This window comes from Mangrovimicrobium sediminis (genome assembly GCF_004745945.1).
Lineage (GTDB): Bacteria > Pseudomonadota > Gammaproteobacteria > Pseudomonadales > Halieaceae > Mangrovimicrobium > Mangrovimicrobium sediminis.
Genome location: NZ_SRLE01000008.1, coordinates 183308 through 198572 on the forward strand (window position 1 = coordinate 183308; position 15265 = coordinate 198572).

Here is a 15265-nt window from a genome sequence, read left to right on the forward strand (position 1 = left end):
TCTCCCAGTTCCAAGTCTCAGGCGGCCTCCAGTCGCGTTAGCGCCCAGGCCACATGCTCGCGCACCAGCGCCGAGGGGTGTTCCATGCGGCTGCGCAGGGCGGACAGCGCCGCGGGGTCCGGCGGGCCGTTGCCGAGGCCGACAGCGAGGTTGCGCAGCCAGCACTCGTAGCCGATGCGGCGGATCGCCGAGCCCTCGGTGTTGGCCAGGAAGGTGTCCTCGTCCCATTCGAACAACTCGACCAGCGTGCTGTTGTCCAGGCCGTGGCGCGGGCGAAAATCTTCTTCCGGACTGGGTTGGGCGAACTTGTTCCAGGGGCAGACCAGCTGGCAGTCGTCGCAGCCGAACACGCGGTTGCCCAGCAGCGGGCGCAGCGCCGGGTCGATACTGCCGCGGTGCTCGATGGTCAGGTAGGAGATGCAGCGCCGCGCGTCCAGCTCGAAGGGGCCGACGAAGGCCTGTGTCGGGCAGATCTCCAGGCAGCGGGTGCAGCTGCCGCAGTGCTTGGTCTGCTGCGGCGCAGTGGTGGGCAGCGGCAGGTCGGTATAGATCTCGCCGAGGAAGAACCAGGAACCTGCGTCGGAATTGATCAGCATGGTGTTCTTGGCGATCCAGCCCAGGCCGGCGCGCTCGGCAACTGCCCGCTCCAGCACCGGGGCGCTGTCCACAAACGCGCGGTAGTGGCCGCCGCCGGCGCGCTCCTCGATGCGTTTTGCCAGGTGCGCCAGCCGGCGGCGCAACAGTTTGTGGTAGTCGCGGCCGAGCGCATAACGGGAGATATAGGCACGCTGCGGGTCGTCCAGTACCTGTTCGGCCTGGGTGTCGGCGAGGTAGTCCATGCGCACGGAGATCACCCGGCAGGTGCCCGGCACCAGCTCGGCCGGCTGTGCGCGCTTGTCGGCGTGGCGCGCCATGTAGTCCATGCTGCCGTGGTAGCCGGCGTCCAGCCATTTGCGCAGGTAGGCGGGGTGTTCGCCGAGGTCGATATCGGCCACGCCGAGCTGCCCGAAGCCGAACTCGGCGGCCCAGTCGCGAATCTGGTCGAGCAGTGAATCGGCTTGCGTCGCGGGCATGGCGCTGCGGCTGGCTATGGAATGCGTATAATTTTGCCAGAACTTCTCACCGGACACAGGCCAGGATCGATCCGACTCATGGACACCACACGCTTCGCCCCACTTTACACGGCGCAACAGACCCGCGCGCTGGACCGCTGCGCCATCCAGGACCACGGTATTCCGGGCATCACCCTGATGGCGCGCGCTGCGGCTGCGGCCTGGGACGTGCTGCTGCAACACTGGCCGCAAGCGGAGCGCCTGCAGGTACTGTGCGGGACCGGCAACAACGGCGGTGACGGCTACCTGCTGGCGGATATCGCGCACAAGCGCGGCCTGCCGGTGAGCGTGCTGCAACTGGGCGACCCCGCGAAGATAGCTGGCGACGCCCTGCTTGCCCGCCAGCAGGCCCTGGCCAACGGCGTGGAAGTGCGCGCTTTCGCCGAGGCCGAGTTGCTGCCCTGCGGCGTGATCGTGGACGCCATGCTCGGCACCGGACTGGGCGGCGACGTGCGCGGGGAATACGCGCAGGCGATCGCCGCGCTAAACGCCTCCGGTGTGCCGGTGCTGGCCATCGACATTCCGTCGGGGCTGTGCGCGGATACCGGCAGGGTGCTGGGCAGCGCGGTCAACGCCCGCGCCACGGTCACCTTCATCGGCCGCAAGCGCGGCCTGTATTCGCTGGATGCGATGGACTGTACCGGCGCCCTGCACTTTCACGACCTCGGTGTGCCGCCAGAGGTGTACCGCCAGGTTGACGCGGACGCCCGCCTGGCGGACCTGGACCTGCTGCTGCGCGAGCTGCCGCCGCGCCCGGCCAGGGCGCACAAGGGCATGTTCGGGACGGTGCTGGTGATTGGCGGCGACCACGGCATGGCCGGTGCCGCGGCGCTGGCCGGCGAGGCGGCCCTGCGCTGTGGCGCCGGCCTGGTGCGCGTGGCCACCCGGCCCGAGCATGTCGCGCCGCTGGTCGCGCGCACGCCGGAGTTGATGCCGCGCGGGGTGGATTCCGGCGCAGACCTGCAACCATTGCTCGAGGCCGCGGATGTGCTGGTGGCGGGGCCGGGGCTCGGCCAGTCCTCCTGGTCCACCTACCTGCTGCAGGCCGCGGTCGCCAGCGGCAAGCCGCTGGTGCTGGATGCGGACGGGCTCAACCTGCTGGCGGCGCAACAGGTGCGCCCGCGCCCGGGCATCATCTATACCCCGCATCCCGGTGAGGCGGCCCGCCTGCTCGGCACTGACAACGCCGGCGTGCAGGCGGATCGCTTCGCGGCGGTGCGAACCCTGCAGCAGCAACTGGGCGGTGTCGTCGTGCTCAAGGGCAACGGCAGCCTTGTCGCCGATGGCGAGACGCTGCTGCTCAGCGAGTACGGCAACCCGGGGATGGCCAGCGGCGGCATGGGCGATGTGCTCAGCGGCGTGATCGGGGCCCTTGTGGCCCAGCGCATGGCGCCCCTGGCCGCGACCGCGCTGGGTGTCTGCATGCACGGTGCGGCGGCGGACCTGGCCGCGCGCGACGGCCAGCGCGGCCTGCTCGCCTCGGATCTGATGCCCTGCCTGCGCGAGTTGCTCGGATGAGCCGCGAACTGACGCTGGGCGCCGACGACGAGGCGGCCATGGTCGCCTGTGGAACGCGCCTGTCCTCGGCGCTGTTGCCCGGGTCGGTGATTTACCTGGAGGGCGACCTCGGCATGGGCAAGACCACCCTGAGTCGCGGCATCCTGCGCGGCTTCGGCCACCCGGGCGCGGTGAAGAGCCCCACCTACACGCTGGTCGAGCCCTACGAGTTGGCGGAACAGCGCGTCTACCATTTCGACCTGTACCGGCTGGGCGACCCGGAAGAACTGGAATTCATGGGCATACGCGATTATTTCAGTGACGACGCGATCTGCCTGGTGGAGTGGCCGCAGCGCGGCGCAGGTGTTTTGCCCCCGGCGGATTTAGTGATTACCATAGCGAGAAAAGAGCCGGGCCGCAGCTTGAGCCTGGCCAGCAACAGCCAACGGGGCGACGCCGTCCTCGACCGCGTGGCAGCGGACCCGGGGCAGCAATAACAGCGCAGACAGGCACGATGTGCGGGAGTGACATGGGCAGGGCGTGGATCGGGGCGATCCTGGGTTTGCTGGTGGCGGCCGCCGCACAGGCGGTGGAGGTGCACGACGTGCGCCTGTGGCGTGCGCCGGATCACACGCGGGTGGTGTTCGACCTCACCGGTCCCGCCGAGCACAAGCTGTTCGTGCTGGAAAACCCCACACGCATCGTGCTCGACATCGACGGCACCAGGCTGACCGACGACTTTCCCGAACTCAAGCTCGACAACACCCCGATCAGCAGCGTGCGCTCCGCCACCCGTGAGGGCACCGACCTGCGCGTGGTGTTTGACATGGGCGAGTCGGTCGACCCGCGCAGCTTTGCGCTGAAAGCCAACGAGCGCGCCGGCGATCGCCTGGTGGTAGACCTCTACGATCGCGGCGCGCGCAGCGCCAGCGCCCCGGAAGTGAAGAAGAGCGCAAGCCTGGGCGAGCGCGATATCGTCATCGCCATCGATGCCGGCCATGGCGGGGAGGACCCCGGCGCCATCGGTCCCGGCCGTCGCCGGGAAAAGGACGTTGTTCTTGCCATCGCCAAGGAGTTGTTCGCCCTGCTCGAGGCCGATACCGGTTTTACCCCGACGCTGACCCGCACCGGCGACTACTACATCAGCCTCACCGGCCGCCCGGCCATCGCGCGCAAGCGCCAGGCGGACCTGTTCGTGTCCATCCACGCCGATGCCTTCAAGAGCCCGCAGGCCCACGGCGCCTCGGTGTACGCGCTGTCCACCCGCGGTGCTACCAGCACCACCGCGCGCTACCTGGCCCAGCGCGAGAACGCCGCCGACCTGGTCGGCGGGGTGAATCTGGCCGAGCACGACGACATTCTGGCCGGCGTGCTCGCCGACCTGTCGATGACCTCCACGCTGGATGCCAGCCTGCAGGTGGGCAGTTTCGTGCTGCGCAACATGGGCGGTATCGCCCGCCTGCACAAGCGCAACGTGGAACAGGCCGGCTTCGTCGTCCTGAAGTCGCCGGACATCCCCTCGATCCTGGTCGAGACCGGGTTCATCTCCAACCCGACCGAGGCGCAGAAGCTCACCACCCGCAGCTACCAGCAGCAGATGGCGCGGGCCATCCACGCCGGCATCAAGAGCTGGTTCATGGCCCATCCGCCGGCGGGTACGCTGGTGGCCAGGCTCAAGGCCGAGGGCGGCACCGAGTACGTGATTGCCCGGGGTGATACACTGTCCGGCATCGCCCAGCGGTTCAACGTCTCCGTGGCCACGCTGAAAAGCATCAACGGCATCGACGGGTCGAAGATCCTGGTGGGACAGAAGCTGACCATCCCCACAAGCTGATACGACACATGCCTGCGATACACCGCCTCTCGCCGAGGTTGGCCAACCAGATCGCCGCCGGCGAGGTGGTGGAGCGCCCAGCCTCGGTGGTCAAGGAAGTCCTCGAGAACAGCCTCGACGCCGGTGCCACGCGCATCGATATCGAGGTCGAGGCCGGCGGCGTCAAGCTGATCCGTGTGCGCGACAACGGCGCCGGCATCGCCGCCGACGACCTGCCCCTGGCGCTGGCCCGCCACGCCACCTCCAAGATTCACTCCCTGGAAGACCTCGAGGCGGTGGGCAGCCTGGGGTTTCGCGGCGAGGCGCTGGCCAGTATCGGTTCCGTCTCGCGCCTGACCCTCACCAGCAACAGCGACGAGCAGGGCAGCGAGGGCTGCTCCGCCGCCTGCGAGGGGCGCGACATGGAGGTGGTGGTCAAGCCCGCGCCGCACCCGCGCGGCACCACCGTGGAAGTGCGCGACCTGTTCTTCAACACGCCGGCGCGGCGCAAGTTCCTGCGCACCGAGAAGACCGAATTCAACCACCTCGAGGAGGTGGTCAAGCGCCTGGCCCTGTCGCGCTTCGACGTCGACTTCAGCCTGCGCCACAACGGGCGCGGCATCCACAACCTGCGCGGCGGCCAGAGTGTCGCCGAGCAACAGCGGCGTGTCGCCGCGGTGTGCGGGCCGGCGTTCATGGAGCAGGCCATCTACATCGAAAACGCCGCCAGCGGCCTGCAATTGCGCGGCTGGGTGGGCTTGCCGACCTTCTCCCGCAGCCAGGCCGACCTGCAGTATTTCTTCGTCAACGGCCGCGTGATCCGCGACCGCCTGATCGCCCACGCCGTCAAGCAGGCCTATCGCGACGTGCTCTACCACGGCCGCCACCCGGCGTTCGTGCTGTTCCTGGACCTGGACCCGGCCCAGGTGGACGTCAACGTGCACCCGACGAAACACGAGGTGCGCTTCCGCGACGGCCGTTCGGTGCACAATTTCATCTTTTCCAGCCTGCACCGCTCGCTGGCGGAGGTGCGCCCGGCGGACCACGTGAGCGCCGCGGAAACAGCGGCGCAGCTGGTGGATACCGCGACCGGGGAAATCCGCAGCCAGCCCGGGCTGGCGCTCGCGCCGGCTGCGTCGCCCACACCGGCGTGGCCCGATGCGCCAGCCGGTACCAGTGCCGGCGGTGGCCATGCCTGGGGCGGCGCGGCGCGCGCGGTCGGCGATGCCGGGCGCCAGCAGATGGCCGCCTATCGCCAGTTGCACACCGAAGAAGCGCCGGCGGAGGGGGAAGTGCCGCCGCTGGGCTACGCCCTGGCGCAATTGCAGGGCATTTATATCCTGGCCGAGAACAGCGCCGGCCTGGTGCTGGTGGACATGCATGCCGCCCACGAGCGCATCACCTACGAGCGGCTCAAGCGCGCCCGCGACGACCAGGGTATCCGCAGCCAGCCGTTGCTGGTGCCGCGGCCGCTGGCGGTGAGCCAGCGCGAGGCGCAGGTGGCGGCGGAGCACGCCGATCTGTTCGCCGGCCTCGGCCTGCGCGTGGACGTGGCCGGCGAAGAGTCGCTGCTGATCCGCGAGGTGCCGGTCAGCCTGCGCGATGCGGATGTCGAACAGTTGTTGCGCGACGTTCTGGCGGACCTGATCGAGTATGGCAGCTCGGAGCGCATCGAGGCGCATATGGACGAGCTGCTCTCCACCATGGCCTGCCACGGCTCGGTGCGTGCCGGCCGCCGCCTGACTGTCCCGGAGATGAACGCGCTGCTGCGCGACATGGAGGAGACCGAGCGCGCCGGCCAGTGCAACCACGGCCGCCCCACCTGGACCCAGCTGTCCCTGGCCGAGCTGGACAAGCTGTTCCTGCGCGGTCGCTGAGGCGCCGGTGAACGCGCCCCGCCCAGCGCTGCTCTGCCTCTTCGGCCCCACCGCCTCGGGCAAGACCGACCTCGCAATAAAGCTAGCAAAAACAATAAATTGCGAGTTAGTCAGTGTTGACTCCGCACTGGTCTACCGGGGCCTGGACATCGGCAGCGCCAAGCCTGACTACCCGCATCACCTGGTGGATATCTGCGACCCGGCAGACGCCTACTCCGCCGCCCGCTTCGCCGAGGACGCGGCGCGCGTGTGCGCCGACATCGTCAGCCGCGGGCGCACGCCGCTGCTGGTCGGCGGCACCATGCTCTATTTTCGGGCCTTTCTCGAGGGTCTGGCGCCGATGCCCGCCGCGGACCTCGAGATCCGTGCCGAGATCGAGGCCAGCGCCCGGGAGCGCGGCTGGCCGGCCCTGCACGCGGAACTCGCCCGGGTCGACCCGGTGGCGGCGGCCCGCATTCACCCCAACCACTCCCAGCGCCTGTCGCGGGCGCTGGAGGTCTTCCGCAGCAGCGGCCGGCCGCTGTCCGAGTGGCAGGCCGCGGGCGGCGGCGCTCCGGCGGACGCCTACGAGGTGCGCCAGTTTGCCCTGTGCCCGGCGGATCGCGCCGTGCTGCACCAGCGCATCGAGGCGCGTTTCGCGCAGATGATGGCGCAGGGCTTTCTCGCTGAAGTCGAGGCCCTGCACCGGCGCGGGGACCTGCACCCGGGCCTGCCGGCGGTGCGCGCGGTGGGCTACCGCCAGTTGTGGCACTACCTGGAGGGCGAATGCACCCTCGCCGAGGCGCAGGAGCGCGGTATCGCCGCCACCCGGCAGCTGGCCAAGCGTCAGCTGACCTGGCTGCGCAAGTGGCCGGACCTGCACTGGCTGTTCACCGACCCCGCCGGGAACCTTGCCCCGGGCGGCTTGTCCGACCAGTTCCCCGAATCACCCGGCGGTGACCCGGGAGAACTGGTATTGAACTTTTTGCGTATCGACCCCGTGATTGCGGCAGCGAATGCTCTATAATGTGAACAGTAGTCATACGGGGCTGCTGGGCGCTGGACGTTCCGCGAATACGCCGAATGTCGCCGTGCCAGTAGGAGACTCATTTTCATTTTTTTCGGCTCGAGTTGAGCCTGTCAGGAGAAAGCGCTATGTCAAAAGGGCATACCTTACAAGACCCTTACCTGAATATTCTGCGTAAGGAACGCGTTCCGGTATCCATCTACCTGGTGAACGGCATCAAGCTGCAGGGACAAATCGAGTCCTTCGACCAGTTTGTCGTGCTGTTGAAAAACACCGTCAGCCAGATGGTTTACAAGCACGCTATCTCGACCGTGGTGCCCAGCCGCGTGGTGCGTCTGCCCATGCAGCAGCCCCCGGAAGAGGATGGCAACTAGGCATCCCGCGCACGGCGGCACCCGCCGCCGTCGGTTTTCCACACGAGGCAAGCTTGTTTTTTGACCGTCCCGAGTCCGGTGAACGGGCCGTGCTGGTGCACCTCAACCTGGACAGCGAAGCGGAGCGGGAGGACCCCCGCGAATTCGAGGAACTCGTGCTTTCGGCAGGAGGGGATCCGGCCGCCTTCGTGATGGGCTCGCGCAGCGCGCCGGACCCGCGCACCTTCGTCGGCAGCGGCAAGCTGCAGGAAGTGCGCGAACTGGTGCACGAGCACGAGGCCGAGGTGGTGATCTTCAATCACTCGCTGTCGCCCAGCCAGGAGCGCAACCTCGAGCGCGAACTCAAATGCCGGGTGCTGGACCGCACCGGGCTGATTCTCGATATCTTCGCCCAGCGCGCGCGTACCCACGAGGGCAAGCTGCAGGTGGAACTCGCCCAGTTGCAGCACATGAGCACGCGACTGGTACGCGGCTGGACCCACCTGGAGCGGCAGAAGGGCGGTATCGGCCTGCGCGGCCCGGGTGAAACCCAGCTGGAGACCGACCGCCGGCTGCTGCGCCAGCGCATCAAGTCGATCACCGCGCGGCTGGAAAAAGTGCGCAAGCAGCGCGACCAGGGCCGCCGTTCACGCCAGCGCCAGGACATTCCCACCATCTCCCTGGTGGGCTATACCAACGCCGGCAAGTCGACCCTGTTCAATTACATGACCAGCGCCGAGGTCTACGCCGCGGACCAGCTGTTCGCCACCCTGGACCCGACCCTGCGCCGGCTGGAGCTGGACAACGTCGGCCCGGTGGTGCTGGCGGACACAGTGGGCTTCATCGCCCACCTGCCGCACAAGCTGGTGGAGGCGTTCAAGGCGACACTCGAGGAAACACTCAACGCGGACCTGCTGTTGCACGTGATCGACGCCGCCAGCGCCGAGCGCGAGGACAACATCTATCAGGTGCGCGAGGTGCTCGAGGAGATCGGCGCCCGCGACATTCCGCGGCTGGAGGTCTACAACAAACTCGATCTGCTCGAGCGCGAACCGCGTATAGATCGCGATGCACAGGGCCGCCCGGAGCGGGTCTGGCTGAGCGCGGTCACCGGTGCCGGCGTGGACCTGCTGCTCGGCGCGATCAGCGAACTGGTCGGCGAGGACATGGTCGACGAGGACCTCGCGCTGACCCCGGAACAGGGCGGCCTGCGCGCGGCCCTGTACCGCATGGGTGCCGTGGAGTCCGAGGCCTATGCCGACGACGGCACCGCGCACCTGCACGTGCGCCTGCCGCGCGCGGACTGGAACCGGCTGATGAAAAAAGGGCCGGAACCACTGTTCTGACCGCGGCCGCGGCGACCGGGGAAGGGCGCGCGGCGATCGACGCCGATTCAGGGTCCTTCGCGGATTTAAATTTGGTAGACTTCCCCCACATTTCGACAGGAGCTGAATATGGCCTGGAACGAACCGGGTGGCGGCGATAACCGCGGCCCGCGCGATCCCTGGGGTGGCGGCGACCAGGGGCCGCCGGACCTCGACGAGGCGCTGAAAAAACTGCAGGAAAAACTCGGCGGCATTTTTGGTGGCGGCCCGGGCAAGGGCGGCTCCAGTTCCGGCGGCGGTTTCTCCGGACGGCTGCTGGGCCTGGTGGGCGTGGTGGTGATCGGCGTCTGGCTGTTCATGGGCCTGTACCAGCTGGATGAGCAGGAGCGCGCCGTGGTGCTGCGTTTCGGCAAGTATATCGATACCGTCGGTCCCGGCCTGCACTGGAACCCGCCGGTCATCGACCAGGTGATCAAGCTCAATACCACCAAGGTGCGGGCGGCGACACTGGAGGAGATCATGCTCACCCAGGACGAGAACATCGTCGAAGTGAATATGTCCCTGCAGTACGTGATCAACGACCCCACCAAGTTCGTACTCAAGGTCCGCGACCCGGAAATTTCCCTGCAGCACGCAGCGCAGAGCGCCCTGCGCCACGTGGTTGGCGACAACCGCATGGACCTGGTGCTCACCGAGGGCCGCGCGCAGATCGCCGCGGACGTGCGTTCGCGCCTGCAGGAATACCTCGACATGTACGAGACCGGCATCCTGGTCAGCAAGATCAACATCGACGAATCCAAGCCGCCGCGCCAGGTGCAGGCGGCCTTCGATGACGTGATCAAGGCGCGCGAGGACGAGGAACGCGTGAAGAACGAGGCCCAGGCCTATGCCAACGCGGTGATTCCCGAGGCGCGCGGTGCCGCGCAGCGTGAGATCGAGGAGGCCAGCGCCTACAAGGAGCGCGTGATCGCCAACGCAGAAGGTGAGGCAGACCGCTTCAGCAAGCTGCTTGCCGAGTACAACAAGGCGCCCAAGGTGACCCGCGAGCGTCTGTACCTGGACGCCGTCGAGCTGGTCTACAGCCGCAGCAGCAAGGTCATGGTGGATGTCGAGGGTGGCAACAACATGATGTACCTGCCGCTGGACAAGCTGGGCCAGCCGGACGCCGTCGGCAGCTCGCCGCGTCGCCTGACCCTGGACAGCTCGTCCCTGCGCCAGATCACCGACGCGGTGACCGACCAGCTGCGGCGTGATGCCGCGGTCTCCAGTTCCACCAGCCGGGGAGGGCGTTGAGCATGTCCAGTCGCAATATGACCCTTCTCATTATCGTCGCCCTGCTGGTATGGCTGGGCAGTAACGGCCTGTACGTGATCAAGGAAACCGAACGCGGCGTACTGCTCAAGTTCGGTGAGGTAGTAGACCCGGACCTCAAGCCCGGCCTGCACTGGAAGATCCCCTTCGTCAACAACGTGCGCAAGTTCGACGGCCGCGTGCTGACCGTGGATTCCCAGCCGGAGCGTTTCTTCACCCAGGAGAAGAAGGCGCTTATCGTGGATTCCTACGCCAAGTTCCGCGTTTCCGACACCGCCAAGTTCTACACCGCGACCAACGGTGAGGTGCTGCGCGCCATGCAACTGCTGTCCCAGCGCATCAACGACGGCCTGCGCAACCAGGTGGCGATCCGCACTATCCAGGAGGTGGTGTCCGGCGAGCGCGACCAGCTGATGATCGACCTGCAGGAATCGCTCAACGACGTGGCGCGCACCGAACTCGGTATCGAACTGGTGGACGTGCGGGTGAAGCGCATCGACCTGCCCTCGGACGTGTCCGAGTCCGTGTACCGGCGCATGAACGCCGAGCGCGAGAAGGAAGCTCGCGAGCACCGCTCCCAGGGCCAGGAACTGGCCGAGGGGATTCGCGCCGCCGCCGACCGCGAGGTCACCGTGATCCGCGCCAACGCCTACCGCGACGCGGAGCAGATTCGCGGTGAAGGCGACGCCGAGGCCACCCGGGTGTACGCCGAGGCGTTCAACCAGGATCCGGAGTTTTACGCCTTCACGCGCAGCCTCAAGGCCTACCAGGAAGCCTTCAGCGGTGAGGGCAATATCCTGCTGGTGCAGCCTGACAGCGATTTCTTCCGCTACCTGAAGAGCCCCCAGGGCGCCGAATAGGTGCCCTTGCCGGACTAAAACCGGCAAAAAACACAAGTGCTATCCGTACTGATTGTGGTAGCATTCCGCAACCGTGGGATTCGTCGTTTGCTGTGCAGGCGCCGCACCCGCGGTTTTTTGTGTCCGGCATACTGGCGAGGGATTGCATGGATTTCTGGCAAGTGCTCCCAGTCGCCCTGGCACTGGTATTTATTATCGAAGGTGCGATGCCTTTTCTCAGCCCGCGGCGCTGGCGCGAACTGCTCGCGACGGTGGCGGCGCTGGACGACCGCACTATCCGCTTCATCGGCCTCGGCAGCATGCTGATCGGCCTCGCGTTGCTTTACTGGGTGCACTGAAGGTGACAGATGACATCGGTTGATCGCTGGCAATTGCCGGACGGGATCGAGGAAGTTCTCCCCGGCCAGGCCGTGCCCGTGGAAGACCTGCGCCGGCGCCTGCTGGACCTGTTCCGTGCCTGGGGCTACGAGCTGGTGATCCCGCCGCTGGTGGAATTTACCGATTCCCTGCTCATCGGCCTCGGTGAAGACCTCGAACTGCTCACCTTCCGGCTCACCGACCAACTCTCCGGCCGCCCCATGGGGGTGCGCGCGGACATCACGCCGCAGGTGGCGCGCATCGACGCCCACAGCCTCGGCCGCGAGGGCGTGTGCCGGTTGTGCTACGCCGGCTCCGTACTGCACACGCGGCCCAAGTCGCTGATGGCCTCGCGCTCGCCGATCCAGCTCGGCGCAGAGCTTTACGGCGACGACAGCCTGGCCGCCGATGTCGAGATCATCCGCCTGATGCTGGCCACCCTGGACGCGGCACAGCTGCCGGCGGCCTACACCCTGGACCTCGGGCACGTGGGTATCTACAAGGCGGTGCTGGACGCGGCGCAACTGGACGCAGAGCGCGAGGCGCGCGTGTTCGACTGCCTGCAGCGCAAGTCGCGACCGGACCTGCGCGAGGCGCTGGCCGGGGTGGAAGCCGGCTGCGCCGACGCAATCCTCTCGCTGGTCGACATGCACGGCGACGAGTCCGTGCTGGCTCGCGCCCGCGAGCAATTCGAGACCTTCGCCCCCGCGGCCCTGCCGGTGCTCGACGCGCTGCAGGACATCGCCGAGGACCTGCGCCGCCAGCGCCCGCAGCTGTCGATCTATTTCGACCTGGCGGAGCTGCGCAGCTATCACTATCACACCGGTGTGGTGTTCGCCGCCTACGTCAGCGGCCACGGCCAGGCCCTGGCCAATGGCGGTCGCTACAATGGCGTCGGCGAGGTATTCGGCCGGGCGCGGCCGGCCACCGGCTTCGCCACCGACCTCAAGGCCATGCTGTCGCTGCTGCCGGCCGGCGCGCCTGCGGCGGGCGCCATCAGCATGCCCGACAGCGACGACCCGGCGCTGGTCACCGAGGTCGCGCGCCTGCGCGGCGCGGGAGAAATCGTTATCAACTGCCTGTCCTCGGACCCGGACTCGCGCTGCGACCGGGAACTTGTCGAGGAAGACGGGCAGTGGGTGCTCCGGTCGCTGGCGCCCTAGCGCCGCGGTCACACAGTTCAGGAGACGAGCAAAGCGTATGAGCAAGAATGTAGTCGTTCTCGGCACCCAGTGGGGCGACGAGGGCAAGGGCAAGATCGTCGATCTGCTGACCGACCAGGCCAGCGCCGTGGTGCGCTTCCAGGGCGGCCACAACGCCGGCCATACGCTGGTGATTGATGGCGAGAAAACGGTGCTGCACCTGATTCCCTCCGGCATCCTGCGCGAGAACGTGCAATGCCTGATCGGCAACGGCGTGGTGCTGGCGCCGGACGCGCTGCTCAAGGAAGTGGAGGAACTGGAAGAGAAGGGCGTGCCGGTGCGCGAGCGCCTGAAGATCTCCGCCTCCTGCCCGCTGATCCTGCCCTACCACGTGGCCCTGGACCAGGCCCGCGAGGCGCGTCGCGGCAACGACAAGATCGGTACCACCGGCCGCGGTATCGGGCCGGCCTATGAAGACAAGGTGGCGCGTCGCGGCCTGCGCCTGGGTGACCTCAAGGACGAGGGCCGCTTCACGCGCAAGCTGCGGGAGGTCATGGAATACCATAACTTCGCCCTGCAGCAGTACTACCGGGTAGAGCCGCTGGACGTCGAGCGCGTGCTCGCCGACACCCTGGAGATGGCCGAGCAGCTGTTGCCGATGATGGCCGACGTCACCGCGCTCCTGCACGAGTACCGCCAGACCAACGCCAATATCATGTTCGAGGGCGCGCAGGGGTCGCTACTGGATATCGACCACGGCACCTATCCTTTCGTCACCAGTTCCAACACCACCGCCGGCGGCACCGCGACGGGCTCGGGCTTCGGCCCGCTGTACCTGGACTACGTGCTCGGCATCACCAAGGCCTACACCACCCGTGTGGGTTCCGGCCCGTTCCCCACCGAGTTGTTCGACGCCACCGGCAAGCACCTGGCCTCGCGCGGCCACGAATTCGGCGCCACCACCGGGCGCCCGCGCCGCTGCGGCTGGTTCGACGCGGTGGCCCTGCGCAACGCGGTCAACATCAACTCGGTGAGCGGCCTGTGCCTGACCAAGCTCGACGTGCTCGACGGCCTGGAGTCCATCCAGATCTGTGTCGGCTACGCGGACGAGGCAGGCAACCCGGTCCCCAACCCGGTGGACTCCGACGACTACGAAGGCCTGGTGCCGGTGTACGAGGTGGTCGCCGGCTGGACCGAGTCCACCCTCGGCGCGCGCACCCTTGAAGACCTGCCGGACGCGGCGCGGGACTATATTGCGAAAATCGAGGAAGTGGTCGGCGCGCCGATCGATATCATCTCCACCGGTCCGGACCGGGTGGAGACGATCATCCTGCGCCACCCCTTCGGCAATTGAGGGCGAGTCTTTTGCTGGGCTGCGAGGCGCGGTAAACTCACTCGTGTCACACACCGAGCGGCTGCAATGACCGACGACAAGCATAACGACCAGAACAACGACAATCACGGGGACTCACAGGGGCCGGCAACCAACGCCAGCGAAGGGAATTGCAGCGAGGAACGTCGCCGCTTCCTGCGCAAGGCCGCCTACACCACGCCGACGCTGATCGCCCTGGGCCTGATGCTGCCCAGCGAAGACGCGGACGCCCAGTGCGATCCTCCTTTCGGCTGCCCTCCCAGCCTGACCCCCTGATCCTGCGGGCCTACGCGCGCGAGATCCTGTTTCCCGACGAGCCCGCTGCGGCGCCGTCGAGTCCGACACTGCAGGTCGAGACGGCTTACCCGCCTATCGCCCTGCGTCGCCGCAGTTCACCCCCGCCAGCCTTCACACATTCTAGTAGTCCCCAGCTTCTGGCCGGGCGCCGGGTCTGGTTTGCCGCAGCGCGTCCATTTGCCGACAGCAGCGGGCAGCAGCGCTGGCAGATGTACGTCGACGAGTCGCTGGTGTTGTGCTGGTCCGGTGATGCGACAGACATCGAGTACTGGCCGGGCGCAGACTTTTCTGTCGACAGCCTGCGGTTCTGGGTACTGCATACCCTGGTGCCCATATGCCTGGCGCTCAATGGTGAGGCCGAAGTCCTGCACGCCGGCGCCGTGCTGCGCGGCGGCCAGGTGCTGGGTTTCTGCGGCGCCTCGCGTGCCGGCAAATCCACGCTGACCGACTACTGCCTGCAGCGCGGTGACGCGCTGGTCGCCGACGACGCCCTCGCGCTGGTGCTGCACGCAGCGGCTGGCGAACATGCGCGGGAGATCCCCGGCGCAGACGCCGGGCGCTCCGGGGCGCCGGTGCTCGCCCTGCCGGCACACCCCTTCCACCGGCCCTACCGCCAGGTCGAAGATCTCGGCGTGCTGGCGGAAAACCCCGCGGCGGCTCCCGCCCCCCTGCGTGCCCTGGTGCACCTGGTGCCGGTGGCGGCGCAGCAACCGGCGCGCCTGGCCCCGGTGTCCGGCGTGGCGGCCTGGCGAATCGTGCACGACAGTGTGTTCAGCGCCCTGCACTACATGCGCCCGCGCCAGTTCAGCGGTGTGGCGCAACTCGCCGACCGGGTGCCGGTGTACCAGTTGGAACTGCCCCACGACCTCGCCCGGCTCGATGAGGTATACGAACTGCTCGGCGGTGTGTGACGCGCGTCAAGTAGTGACTCTTTTCGCCGGCA

At 67.6% G+C, this 15265-nt stretch carries 15 protein-coding genes; 14 read left to right on the forward strand and 1 reads right to left on the reverse strand.

Annotation, left to right across the window (positions count from 1 at the left end; translation table 11 throughout):
• Nucleotides 1-17: 17 nt before the first annotated feature.
• Nucleotides 18-1073 carry a tRNA epoxyqueuosine(34) reductase QueG gene (queG, locus tag E4634_RS12470; RefSeq protein ID WP_135444354.1) on the reverse strand — a complete coding sequence of 352 codons (1056 nt, stop codon included), beginning with the start codon at nt 1071-1073 and terminating at the stop codon, nt 18-20.
• A gap of 78 nt (nt 1074-1151) precedes the next feature.
• Here queG and E4634_RS12475 point away from each other — a divergent pair, with 78 nt between their 5' ends.
• The 14 genes from E4634_RS12475 (at nt 1152) to E4634_RS21485 (ending at nt 15233) form a co-directional block, all read left to right on the forward strand.
• Nucleotides 1152-2630: an NAD(P)H-hydrate dehydratase gene (locus tag E4634_RS12475; RefSeq protein WP_135444356.1), complete on the forward strand. Its 1479-nt coding sequence runs from the start codon at nt 1152-1154 to the stop codon at nt 2628-2630.
• Nucleotides 2627-3106, forward strand: a complete 480-nt coding sequence (gene tsaE / locus E4634_RS12480; protein WP_135444358.1) for a tRNA (adenosine(37)-N6)-threonylcarbamoyltransferase complex ATPase subunit type 1 TsaE — start codon at nt 2627-2629, stop codon at nt 3104-3106. The genes E4634_RS12475 and tsaE overlap by 4 nt, the downstream gene beginning before the upstream one ends.
• 32 nt (nt 3107-3138) lie before the next feature.
• On the forward strand, nt 3139-4443 hold the full coding sequence (locus E4634_RS12485; RefSeq protein WP_135444360.1) for an N-acetylmuramoyl-L-alanine amidase: 1305 nt from the start codon (nt 3139-3141) through the stop codon (nt 4441-4443).
• Between the two features lie 8 nt (nt 4444-4451).
• Complete coding sequence (mutL, locus tag E4634_RS12490) at nt 4452-6299, forward strand: DNA mismatch repair endonuclease MutL (protein ID WP_135444362.1); 1848 nt, start codon at nt 4452-4454, stop codon at nt 6297-6299.
• A 7-nt stretch (nt 6300-6306) separates the two neighbouring features.
• Nucleotides 6307-7305 carry a tRNA (adenosine(37)-N6)-dimethylallyltransferase MiaA gene (gene miaA / locus E4634_RS12495; RefSeq protein WP_135444363.1) on the forward strand — a complete coding sequence of 333 codons (999 nt, stop codon included), beginning with the start codon at nt 6307-6309 and terminating at the stop codon, nt 7303-7305.
• A gap of 128 nt (nt 7306-7433) precedes the next feature.
• Nucleotides 7434-7679 carry an RNA chaperone Hfq gene (gene hfq / locus E4634_RS12500; RefSeq protein WP_135444365.1) on the forward strand — a complete coding sequence of 82 codons (246 nt, stop codon included), beginning with the start codon at nt 7434-7436 and terminating at the stop codon, nt 7677-7679.
• 53 nt (nt 7680-7732) lie between these two features.
• Entirely contained in the window at nt 7733-9004 is a 1272-nt protein-coding gene (gene hflX, locus E4634_RS12505) for a ribosome rescue GTPase HflX (RefSeq protein WP_135444367.1), read from the forward strand.
• A 108-nt stretch (nt 9005-9112) separates the two neighbouring features.
• On the forward strand, nt 9113-10276 hold the full coding sequence (gene hflK / locus E4634_RS12510; RefSeq protein WP_135444369.1) for an FtsH protease activity modulator HflK: 1164 nt from the start codon (nt 9113-9115) through the stop codon (nt 10274-10276).
• Nucleotides 10277-10278: 2 nt separating this feature from the next.
• Entirely contained in the window at nt 10279-11154 is an 876-nt protein-coding gene (gene hflC, locus E4634_RS12515) for a protease modulator HflC (protein ID WP_135444371.1), read from the forward strand.
• Nucleotides 11155-11300: 146 nt separating this feature from the next.
• Nucleotides 11301-11492 carry a DUF2065 domain-containing protein gene (locus E4634_RS12520; RefSeq protein ID WP_135444373.1) on the forward strand — a complete coding sequence of 64 codons (192 nt, stop codon included), beginning with the start codon at nt 11301-11303 and terminating at the stop codon, nt 11490-11492.
• A gap of 9 nt (nt 11493-11501) precedes the next feature.
• Complete coding sequence (locus tag E4634_RS12525) at nt 11502-12674, forward strand: ATP phosphoribosyltransferase regulatory subunit (protein ID WP_135444375.1); 1173 nt, start codon at nt 11502-11504, stop codon at nt 12672-12674.
• 37 nt (nt 12675-12711) lie between these two features.
• Entirely contained in the window at nt 12712-14007 is a 1296-nt protein-coding gene (locus E4634_RS12530) for an adenylosuccinate synthase (RefSeq protein WP_135444377.1), read from the forward strand.
• Between the two features lie 66 nt (nt 14008-14073).
• Nucleotides 14074-14301: a hypothetical protein gene (locus E4634_RS12535; protein ID WP_135444379.1), complete on the forward strand. Its 228-nt coding sequence runs from the start codon at nt 14074-14076 to the stop codon at nt 14299-14301.
• A complete protein-coding gene (locus E4634_RS21485; RefSeq protein WP_167854885.1) occupies nt 14259-15233 on the forward strand; it encodes a hypothetical protein in 975 nt (324 codons plus the stop codon). The genes E4634_RS12535 and E4634_RS21485 overlap by 43 nt, the downstream gene beginning before the upstream one ends.
• The last annotated feature ends 32 nt before the right edge of the window (nt 15234-15265 follow it).

Coding starts and splice junctions, on each gene's coding strand:
- queG (WP_135444354.1), bottom strand. CDS start 1,073: ATGCCCGCGACGCAAGCCGATTCACTGCTCGACCAGATTCGCGACTGG.
- E4634_RS12475 (WP_135444356.1), top strand. CDS start 1,152: ATGGACACCACACGCTTCGCCCCACTTTACACGGCGCAACAGACCCGC.
- tsaE (WP_135444358.1), top strand. CDS start 2,627: ATGAGCCGCGAACTGACGCTGGGCGCCGACGACGAGGCGGCCATGGTC.
- E4634_RS12485 (WP_135444360.1), top strand. CDS start 3,139: ATGGGCAGGGCGTGGATCGGGGCGATCCTGGGTTTGCTGGTGGCGGCC.
- mutL (WP_135444362.1), top strand. CDS start 4,452: ATGCCTGCGATACACCGCCTCTCGCCGAGGTTGGCCAACCAGATCGCC.
- hfq (WP_135444365.1), top strand. CDS start 7,434: ATGTCAAAAGGGCATACCTTACAAGACCCTTACCTGAATATTCTGCGT.
- hflK (WP_135444369.1), top strand. CDS start 9,113: ATGGCCTGGAACGAACCGGGTGGCGGCGATAACCGCGGCCCGCGCGAT.
- hflC (WP_135444371.1), top strand. CDS start 10,279: ATGTCCAGTCGCAATATGACCCTTCTCATTATCGTCGCCCTGCTGGTA.
- E4634_RS12520 (WP_135444373.1), top strand. CDS start 11,301: ATGGATTTCTGGCAAGTGCTCCCAGTCGCCCTGGCACTGGTATTTATT.
- E4634_RS12525 (WP_135444375.1), top strand. CDS start 11,502: ATGACATCGGTTGATCGCTGGCAATTGCCGGACGGGATCGAGGAAGTT.
- E4634_RS12530 (WP_135444377.1), top strand. CDS start 12,712: ATGAGCAAGAATGTAGTCGTTCTCGGCACCCAGTGGGGCGACGAGGGC.
- E4634_RS12535 (WP_135444379.1), top strand. CDS start 14,074: ATGACCGACGACAAGCATAACGACCAGAACAACGACAATCACGGGGAC.